Genomic DNA, 9598 nt, shown 5'->3' with positions numbered 1-9598 from the left:
CACACAAAAGCGTTGGTTATTGAAGCATTTAATGGGGATATTTTCTTGAATATCGCTGACAACATTTATGCCACACGTTGTTTGTTAACACATGAAGAGCATTCAGCGGTGTTTGATTTGGGTGAGAATATAAAAAAAGAAAGACGCCAATACGTTCCACCACAATCACACCCGTGGAAACTGGCATCTTTCAAACGCTATCTCAAGAGTATTGGAAAAACTCTTGAAGAGTATCAAGACAACAAGCTTGCTTGATACTTTAATAGCATACATTATTTTGCCCTATAAGTGCAATGATTTTTTTGAAAATCATTGCACTTATAGTGGCCCACATTTTGGGACATTTTCATTTTCGATTGACAGTTATACACATACTACGTATGTGTCTGAAATTTTGAGATTTGTGATAAAAAGAATGCGTGTGCTTTTGTGAACACTTGATGTTTTATCCTCTATCTCTCATGAACATGCTAGGTAAAGCAGGTAACAATTGTTTTATTTTTTGACACAATCTATATCATTTATTATATGATGTACCTTTACCTTTGAGAAATGTACAAATTAAAACCGTGTCAACACATCTTTCAATCTCCCAACACAATTTAGTATTTATTCATTTAACAAGGTATTTAATGAAACAATTCTAATAACTTAATAAAATAAAATTTTAAAACAGGAACAACAAATAAACCCACAAAAAAACCTAAAATAAAAATTATAATCTTTTTATTTTTTGTCATATAAAACACCTCCTATTTATATACACAAAGTGTAATGCATTCTATTCTTATTTGCCTCTTTTTATATTCATTTTACTTCTTTTTCTTATTAAATACAAGTTTAAGCTCACATCGTCAAAATATATCTCTTTATTGCCATCGTAACATAAAATTTTTGAATTAATGATGTCATTATCCATGTAAAACACCTCTCTACTATTCTTCTCTTTGCCAGTTTATCGTTTACCTTACTATTGTTAGCAACATTTTTATTCGCCATATATCTATTAAGAGAATTAATATGACACGAAAAAACACTCTTACATCAAAATGTATACACATTTAATGTAAAAGCGTTTACGTGTATTCATGACCATTTGTTATGTCTTTTGGTCTTTGTCAAATTATACTTATAAAAAACATTAGACAAACATAATAAAGCGTGTTGGTAAACTTTTTTGTTTATCAACACACTTCATTATGCTTATTTGGATTAAATTAACTTTGGTTAAAATTGAAAAAATAACACCAATCATAACAATGCTTTTGATGTGCAAGCATTATATATCAATACTTTTTATTGAATACACCATACACATTATGAATAATAGCTTATATCAATTCGCTAAAATCTAAATCGTCTAATGACTGAATGGGCGTAACTTGAATTTGTAATGTTTTATAATCAAAAAAGTGATTGGGTGTTATCCGAATAATACTATTGACTTGTTCGACATAATACTCAGGTTTTTGCCTTCTCCAGAGAAAGTGATATAAATACTCACAAATATCTTGCTCACAAACATAGGAATACCCTTTTTGATGAAAATCATCAACTTTTAAGGCTATCCATTTATCCAATTTACTCATTGTCATCAAGATTTGTAACAATATCTTCAACTGCTACTTCTGATACTATCTCTTCTGTGACATCTTGACTATCAGTTTCCTCTTGTTCTACATCTTCTTTAACATTTTCATACGTTGTACCCACAACATCTGTGTCAACCACACGGCTTACAGCATAACGCTCAAACGTTAAATAAATACCTTCGCAATCTAATACAATCGTACTTTCATTGATTTCCTCAATAATACCGTGTAAACCACCTGATACAATAACGTGATCTCCTTTTTTCAAAGCAGCCACCATTTCTTGCATTTCTTTAAAACGTTTTTTTTGTGGAGCAATAATCATAAAATACATTGCTACAAAAACAATTACAATTAATAACATTTCATTCATTTTTTATTCCTCTTTCCTTTTAAAAATTTTTAGGATTTTCAACATTTAATCCATACTCTTCAAAAAATGCCTCTTTAAATGCTAATAAATCATCATCTAAAATAGCCTGTCTAACTTGCTTCATTAAATTTAATAAGAAATATAAATTATGATAACTTGTTAAACGTAGTCCAAATGTTTCATCTGCTTTAAACAAATGGCGAACATAAGCACGTGTATAACTCCGACACGTATAACAATTACATTTTTCATCAATCGGTCTAAAGTCACGTTCATATTGTGCATTTTTAACAACCAAACGCCCTTGACTTGTCATACATGTCCCATTACGTGCAATCCGTGTCGGTAAAACACAGTCGAACATATCTACTCCACGAATAACACCATCAATTAAAGCATCAGGTGAACCTACCCCCATTAAATAACGGGGTTTGTGTTCAGGCATCACATTTGTTAAATAATCCAATACACTATTCATTTCTTGTTTTGTTTCTCCAACCGATAATCCACCAATAGAATACCCTGGAAAATCCAAACTTACCATATCTTTGGCATGTTGCAAACGCAAATCTTTATATCCAGCACCTTGTAAAATGCCAAATAAACCTTGTCTATCTGGATTTTGATGTGCTTTTAAGCCACGCTCTGCCCATCTTGTTGTCCGATGAATTGATTTTTCAACATAATCATGTGTTTCATGAAATGGTGGACATTCATCAAAACTCATCATAATATCTGGACCTAATTTATTTTGAATGTTAATTGCCTTTTCAGGAGATAAAAACATTTTTGATCCATTAAGATGATTTCTGAAATGTACCCCTTCCTCTGTAATTTTACGCATATCACTTAATGAGAATACTTGAAAACCACCTGAATCAGTTAAAATTCCTTTATTCCAATTCATGAAACGGTGCAATCCACCAGCTTCTTCAACAATATCTTCACCCGGACGTAACCATAAATGATAGGTATTACTTAAAATAATATTTGCCCCCATAATATCTAGTTCTTCTGGAGCTATACTTTTAACTGTTGCTAAAGTTCCTACAGGCATAAACATAGGAGTGGGAAATGTTCCATGTGGGGTTATAATCTCACCTAAACGTGCACCAGTATGTTTTTCTTTTTTGATTAAACGATACTTAATTGCCGGCTCGCTCATAAATCTCTCCTCTTTTTATCTTTTTTGCAATTCTTCCATTAATAATTGATTAACCATTGTAGGATTTGCTTTACCTTTTGTTTGTTTCATAATTTGTCCAACTAAGAAACCTACAGCTCTATCTTTACCATTTTTGAAATCTTCAATAGATTGCTCATTTTTATTCAAAATATCAACAATAATTGGGACTAATTGGCTCGGATCACTTAATTGGATTAATCCATTAGCTTGTGCAATCTCTTTAGCATGCCCACCATTTTCAGCCAACAAACGCATCACATTTTTGGCTAATTTAGAAGAAATTGTACCATCTTCAATTAGACTAATCATTTCAGCTAAATTTTGTGGTGTTAATTTTGTTTGCAACAATTCCAATTTTTGTGCGTTCAAATACTGAGATACTTCTCCCATTAACCAGTTTGATGCTTGTTTAGCATTAGCTCCATGCAGAACTGTAGCATCAAAGAAATCAGACATTTCTTTAGTTAATGTCAATACCATTGCATCATATTCAGGTAGACCTAACACATCTACATAACGTTGACGACGTTTAGTTGGCATTTCTGGTAAAGACTGTTTAATCGTTTCAATCCATTCATCAGAAATAGACAAATGTGGCAAATCTGGTTCTGGGAAATAACGGTAATCACTAGCCCCCTCTTTAACACGCATCAGAATTGTTTCACCTGTTGTTTCATCATAACGACGTGTTTCTTGTTGAATTTCTCCACCACTACGTAGCACTCTTGCTTGACGTTTTTCCTCAAATAACAGACCCTTACGCACATTATTAAAAGAATTTAAATTTTTCAATTCAGCTTTCACACCAAACTTTTCTTGCCCATATGGACGGATAGAAATATTAGCATCACAACGCATAGATCCTTCTTCCATTTTCACATCAGATACACCTGAATATAAAATGACTTGTCTTAATGCCTCTAAATAGGCATACGCCTCTTCAGGAGAACGCATATCTGCATGCGAAACAATTTCAATTAAAGGCACACCTTGACGGTTTAAATCAACATAAGAAAACCCATCTGTTCCGTGTGTGTTTTTTCCAGCATCTTCTTCTAAGTGAACACGTTCAATACCAATTTTTTTAGTTTGTCCATTCACTTCAATTTCAATCCAACCATCATAACCAATCGGATAATCAAATTGAGAAATTTGATATGCCTTAGGATTATCGGGATAAAAATAGTTTTTTCTATCAAATTTTGTTTCTTTAGAAATACGACAATTTAACGCTAAAGCTGCTCGCATTCCAAACTCCACTGCACGTTTATTCAATGTTGGCAAGACACCGGGATACCCCCAGTCAATAACATTCGTATTTGTATTTGGCCGTGAACCAAAATGTGCTGGAGTAGGCGAGTACATTTTAGATTCTGTTTTTAATTCAACATGGACTTCTAAACCAATAACTGTTTCAAAATTCATAGCCTACCTCCTAACTTAATTGTGCTCTTTTTTGATAATAATGAGTAGCAGTTTCAAAGGCTTGTGCTGCTTGATATAACGTAGGCTCATCATAATAATTCCCAACAAGCTGAATACCAATTGGTAAGCCCTCTTTAGAAAATCCACCTGGCATGGAAAGTGCAGGTACACCTGCTAAATTCATCGGAACAGTCAATAAGTCCGACATATACATAGCAATAGGATCATCTTGATGTTCTCCCAAACCAAAAGCAATAGTAGTCGTTGTTGGACCTAAAATAACATCGTAACGATTAAAAACAGACTCAAAATCTTGTTTAATCAATGTTCTAATTTGACCAGCTTTCTTGAAATAAGCATCATAATATCCAGAACTTAAAGAAAATGTTCCTAACATAATACGACGTTTAACTTCCATACCAAACCCTTCTGAACGGCTGTTAACATACACATCTTCTAATGACTGAATGTGTGGCGAACGATACCCATAACGAATGCCATCAAAACGTTGTAAGTTAGATGACGCCTCAGATGAAGCAATAATATAATACGCAGGAATTCCGTACTTAGAATGTGGCAGACTAACTTCCTCTACAATAGCACCTAATTGACGATAAATATCAATTGCCTGTGTTAAAGCTTGTTTAATGTCTTCTTGGATACCATCTCCAAAATATTCAGTAGGAACCGCAATTCTCAAGCCTTTCACACCATGATTTAGTTTTTCTGAAAAATCCGGCACACTCAGTGCTGAACTTGTCGCATCCTTTTCATCTAACCCACTAATAGCTTGCAAAACGAGAGCATTATCTGCAACAGTTCTAGTCATTGGTCCTATTTGATCCAAACTAGAGGCGAAAGCTATCAATCCGTAACGTGATACACGTCCATACGTTGGTTTTATCCCTACCAAGTTTGTAAAGGAAGCAGGTTGACGAATACTCCCTCCTGTATCACTCCCTAAACTTGCTGGAATCATTCCTGCTGCTACACTGGCTGCTGAACCACCAGATGATCCTCCAGGAACTTTAGTTAAATCCCATGGATTTTTTGTTTTTGCAAAATATGACGTTTCAGTACTTCCACCCATAGCAAACTCGTCCATGTTTAATTTTCCAATTGTCACTGCACCAGCTTGATTTAATTTCTCTACTACTGTTGCATTATAAATCGGTTTAAAATTTTCTAACATCCTGCTTGAAGCTGTTGTTGTCAAACCTTGCGTCACAATATTGTCTTTAATTCCAATAGGTAGGCCTTGTAATAACGCTCCATCTTGGGTATATCCTTTTTCATCACTTAAATTTGCTTGTTTAAGTGCCTCATCTTCATTTAATGCCAAAAACGATTGAACCTTACCATCAACCTCTTTAATCCTTTGATACACTGCTTTTGTGATTTCTAAAGACGTGAACTCTTTTTTTAGTAATCCTTCTTTCAATTCTACAAGAGTTTTATCAATCATGCTTCCCCTCCTCCCTCTAACATTGCAGGAACTTTAATAAACCCACCTTGCTTTTCTGGAACATTTTCAAATAAAAGATCTCTTTCTGTTCCTTGGACTGCATTATCCTCTCTCATCACATTGACAACAGGATACCCATGCGTTGTTACTATCACACCAGTCGTATCAATCTCATTTAATTGCTCAACCATATTAATAATATCTCCAAGTTGTTCAGTAAAATGTGCAATCTCATCATCTTTAAAAGATAACTTTGCCAACTTAGCAACATGCTTAACATCATTTTCTGTAATCGCCATACTATTTTCCTTTCTTTATCCATTATTGGACATACTCGTTTGCTATTATAGCACACTCCATCATAAAATTCAGCTATTAATCTATACTAGCAAAATAAACCTTTGCTCCAAAAACTACTTCCCTATTTCTAAAGTAAATCCCTTAGTACGCTCTAAACTCTTCACTATATTCTCAAGCATAACTAACCATCTACGCAAAAATAACTTATGCCATGCCACAAAAAGTAAAACTTTCTATACCTACTGGAGACTATCTCAAAAATTTCTGTTTTGCTTCCTTATTAAACAGATTAGCTCCTCTTAATTACCTCTTCTTTAAAAAACATGTGCCAATATAAGTTGTTTTGCCCCTGTCAAACAGGATCTTCACGCTTGATTATTGCCATTTAAAGAGCATGCTCTTTAAATAGAAAGCACACATTACATGCTATTTATACACCAGAACTAAACAATATAGTTGATTAACTAGTTTACCTAACATACATCACTGACAATCTATTCCACACATGTTTTATGAATACACTTGTAAAGGTCTCCGTTACTTTTTCAACTCATCATAAAACAAGGCTAAAAAACTAATCTTCTACACTAAAACATATACTATTATCTGCCTTATTAATCCGTCATAAAACATTACTTTTCTCAAAATGGCTTATCTACATTTACAAGATTACTTACTATTTTTTACACGATAAACAAAAACTATATTACCATTCTATCTACACAAGAAAAATACGCTTACCTATGATAAGCTAAAGCTATTAATCTTTATAAATCATATTCATATAAACGATACCGTTCAATCATTTCAATTAACTTTTGCGCATACATCGGATCTGTTGCATACCCACTACTTACCAATCCTTTGGCTGCTTCTTGATATGTTTTAGCCATTAATACTGACTCATACTGGTTAGCATTCCAAGATGTGCCATATCTCATTAATTGAGCATGCTCTTCAATTGAGCTACGCCAACTGTCATATACTTTAAAATACTCATGCACCTCTACCCATGCTCCATTTTGAAACTCTTTAGTTAGTAAAGCAACACCCGTTTCCTTTGTCCCTTTTACACCAAACAAATTATAATACTGACTAGACAATTGGCTGTTCCCAAAATCTGACTCTAATGCTGCCTGAGCCATGGTTACACTAACAAAAGTACCGTATAGCTGACTGACTTCTTGTACAACAGGTTTTATTGTCATAAAAAATTGATAACGCTGTTTTTCAATTTCTTGTTGCCTTTGTCTTTCTGCTTGTTGAAAACTATCCTCATTTTTTTTAGGTTGAGGCACCATCAAGAAAAACAAAGTAAACATAAATACGCTTACCGTTATTCCTAACATCAATATTCCATAGCTCCGTTTCTGTCTTTTTCTCATACAAATCCTTTCTCTATCATAATTTTTGTGTGTTGTTTCCCATTTATTTGTCATACTCTTTTTAAAAGAATACTCGTTTTCCCTACATTTTTCAACACAAATCACTTAAAACATGGTACACTAAATATATGAACACAAGGAGGTTAGGCTATGATTAAACTTGTTGCATCTGATATGGATGGCACACTACTCAATCATCACATGGATATTTCACCAGAAAATAGAAAAGCAATTCAAAAACTATACGATTATCAAGTCACATTTGCCATTGCCACTGGAAGACATCTGAACGAGGCACTACCTATTGTAGATAAATATCATATTCATTGTCCTCTCATTACTGCTAATGGAGGAGCCGTTTATGACGCAAATAGACAATTAATTAAAGCACACGCTATTAATAATCAAGATGTTGTATCTATTATTAACGCAACAAAACAGTTTTCAAATATTTTTATTGAAGTAATGACCATTGATGATGTTATCTCTGAAAACCAGGAATTACGTGAACGTGAACTCAAACACTTTATTAAAACTCATCATCCTCACTTAACAGAAAGTGAACTTGAAACCTATTTCCAAAACAAAAAGCAAAGTTTACCTGCAAAATTTGTTCCCTCATTGGTTGACTATATCACTATGAATCAACCTACAGTCATTAAATTAATGGTATTTACCATGGATAATCTTGACGAATTAAATATGCTTAAAGAACAAATTACCCCCTATTCATCTATTGTTATTTCGTCTTCTCATCAAAATAATTTAGAAATCACTCATCCAAACGCTCAAAAAGGAATTGCTCTTTTTGAACTTGCTCAAACGTACAATATTTCAATGGATGAAGTAATGGCACTAGGTGACAGTTTCAATGATTATTCAATGATTTCACGAGTAGGGTACGGTATTGCTATGGGAAATGCGATTCCTGCTATAAAAAACATTGCATACGCCACTACAGATACTAATATTCAGCATGGTGTTGCTACAGCAATTGAAAAATATGTTTTCTCTATATCAGACAATACCAAACATAACTTTACGTTAACCAAACCACTTTATTCACTCAATAAAGTGATTAAACGATTTAACAAAAATGTGCTGAAATTAAGTTGGGTATATATTATTGCTATTAGTTTAATCTTACTCACTATTGTCCAACTGTATCGTAGTATGGCATCTCCAGCTAAATCTCCTCATCAAACAAATTCATCTCTACAACAAAAAGTAGATATGCTGGAAAGTCAACTAGAAAGACAAGAGCAACGCATACAAGAATTAGAAAAACAACTCAAATCTTATCGCCCTAGATAACTATATTCTCAACACTAAGATTTGACTCAACTTAGGCGTGCAATAAATCGTGTTGATGAACTTTTCGTTCACCAACACGATTTTAAGTAAAGCTCATCAACATCACTTAAAAAAATCTACTAACCTGTATCATATTAAGCAAACTTTCTTCCGTATACTGAGTTTTCAAATATATCATAAAAAAGGTAGACAGAAAATTTAAATTTTTCATAACTATACATTTATAGACACTTCATTTAAAATATTTTGCATCTATTATTGAGCAATTATACGAAACAATTTAACTACAAATAAGCTATTCATATCAGCTTATATTCTTGGCTCTTCGTCAAATTATGTTGGTAAGTAAAAATTCCAGCAAATATTAAGTTGTTTTTTCTTAATAGGGCTAATTGTTTCTTTTCGAATCGGTATGCAGTTGTCAAGGTTTATAGCGTGAGCGTGCCTTGACAATAAGCATACTGATTTGATAGACTTTTCAGCCCATATTAAGATGGTTTAAATAATTTTTCTTGCACTAAAAATACTCGAGTTCGTAAATATGTAAAATATTTAAAC

General features: G+C 33.2%; 8 protein-coding genes and 1 pseudogene. 2 read left to right on the top strand and 7 right to left on the bottom strand.

The features are described 5' to 3' along the window. Nucleotides 1–255: pseudogene (locus E4T68_RS07620) on the top strand (ISNCY family transposase); the annotation flags it as partial. Between the two features lie 1076 nt (nt 256–1331). On the opposite strand, the gene E4T68_RS07615 reads toward E4T68_RS07620, so the two are convergent. From E4T68_RS07615 to E4T68_RS07585, 7 genes are all read right to left on the bottom strand, one after another. Further along, nucleotides 1332–1610: a post-transcriptional regulator gene (locus tag E4T68_RS07615; RefSeq protein WP_135125698.1), complete on the bottom strand. Its 279-nt coding sequence runs from the start codon at nt 1608–1610 to the stop codon at nt 1332–1334. Continuing rightward, the gene (gene yajC / locus E4T68_RS07610; RefSeq protein ID WP_135125696.1) at nt 1582–1965 is read right to left on the bottom strand and encodes a preprotein translocase subunit YajC; all 384 of its coding nucleotides are present in this window, start codon (nt 1963–1965) and stop codon (nt 1582–1584) included. Before yajC ends, E4T68_RS07615 begins: the two co-directional genes overlap by 29 nt. Before the next feature lie 19 nt (nt 1966–1984). Then, nucleotides 1985–3130: a tRNA guanosine(34) transglycosylase Tgt gene (tgt, locus tag E4T68_RS07605; RefSeq protein WP_135125694.1), complete on the bottom strand. Its 1146-nt coding sequence runs from the start codon at nt 3128–3130 to the stop codon at nt 1985–1987. A gap of 15 nt (nt 3131–3145) precedes the next feature. Then, the gene (gene gatB, locus E4T68_RS07600) at nt 3146–4576 is read right to left on the bottom strand and encodes an Asp-tRNA(Asn)/Glu-tRNA(Gln) amidotransferase subunit GatB (RefSeq protein WP_135125692.1); all 1431 of its coding nucleotides are present in this window, start codon (nt 4574–4576) and stop codon (nt 3146–3148) included. A 10-nt stretch (nt 4577–4586) separates the two neighbouring features. After that, nucleotides 4587–6041, bottom strand: coding sequence for an Asp-tRNA(Asn)/Glu-tRNA(Gln) amidotransferase subunit GatA (gatA, locus tag E4T68_RS07595; RefSeq protein WP_135125690.1), 1455 nt, complete (start codon nt 6039–6041; stop codon nt 4587–4589). After that, entirely contained in the window at nt 6038–6340 is a 303-nt protein-coding gene (gene gatC, locus E4T68_RS07590) for an Asp-tRNA(Asn)/Glu-tRNA(Gln) amidotransferase subunit GatC (RefSeq protein ID WP_135125688.1), read from the bottom strand. Before gatC ends, gatA begins: the two co-directional genes overlap by 4 nt. Nucleotides 6341–7108: 768 nt before the next feature. Continuing rightward, nucleotides 7109–7726 carry a glycoside hydrolase family 73 protein gene (locus E4T68_RS07585; RefSeq protein ID WP_135125686.1) on the bottom strand — a complete coding sequence of 206 codons (618 nt, stop codon included), beginning with the start codon at nt 7724–7726 and terminating at the stop codon, nt 7109–7111. A 150-nt stretch (nt 7727–7876) separates the two neighbouring features. On the opposite strand from E4T68_RS07585, the gene E4T68_RS07580 reads away from it, so the two are divergent. Beyond that, nucleotides 7877–9040 (top strand): Cof-type HAD-IIB family hydrolase, encoded by a 1164-nt coding sequence (locus tag E4T68_RS07580; protein ID WP_135125684.1) that lies wholly within the window; start codon nt 7877–7879, stop codon nt 9038–9040. Nucleotides 9041–9598: the final 558 nt, after the last annotated feature.

The sequence above is a fragment of the Granulicatella sp. WM01 genome, from assembly GCF_004570605.1.
GTDB lineage: Bacteria > Bacillota > Bacilli > Lactobacillales > Aerococcaceae > WM01.
Note: the sequence above shows the minus strand (reverse complement) of the source record. Positions and strands in the feature narration are given on the sequence as shown.

What these genes read in the sequence shown, in the direction of transcription:
- yajC (WP_135125696.1), bottom strand. Translation starts at nt 1,965, where the DNA reads ATGAATGAAATGTTATTAATTGTAATTGTTTTTGTAGCAATGTATTTT.
- tgt (WP_135125694.1), bottom strand. Translation starts at nt 3,130, where the DNA reads ATGAGCGAGCCGGCAATTAAGTATCGTTTAATCAAAAAAGAAAAACAT.
- gatB (WP_135125692.1), bottom strand. Translation starts at nt 4,576, where the DNA reads ATGAATTTTGAAACAGTTATTGGTTTAGAAGTCCATGTTGAATTAAAA.
- gatA (WP_135125690.1), bottom strand. Translation starts at nt 6,041, where the DNA reads ATGATTGATAAAACTCTTGTAGAATTGAAAGAAGGATTACTAAAAAAA.
- gatC (WP_135125688.1), bottom strand. Translation starts at nt 6,340, where the DNA reads ATGGCGATTACAGAAAATGATGTTAAGCATGTTGCTAAGTTGGCAAAG.
- E4T68_RS07585 (WP_135125686.1), bottom strand. Translation starts at nt 7,726, where the DNA reads ATGAGAAAAAGACAGAAACGGAGCTATGGAATATTGATGTTAGGAATA.
- E4T68_RS07580 (WP_135125684.1), top strand. Translation starts at nt 7,877, where the DNA reads ATGATTAAACTTGTTGCATCTGATATGGATGGCACACTACTCAATCAT.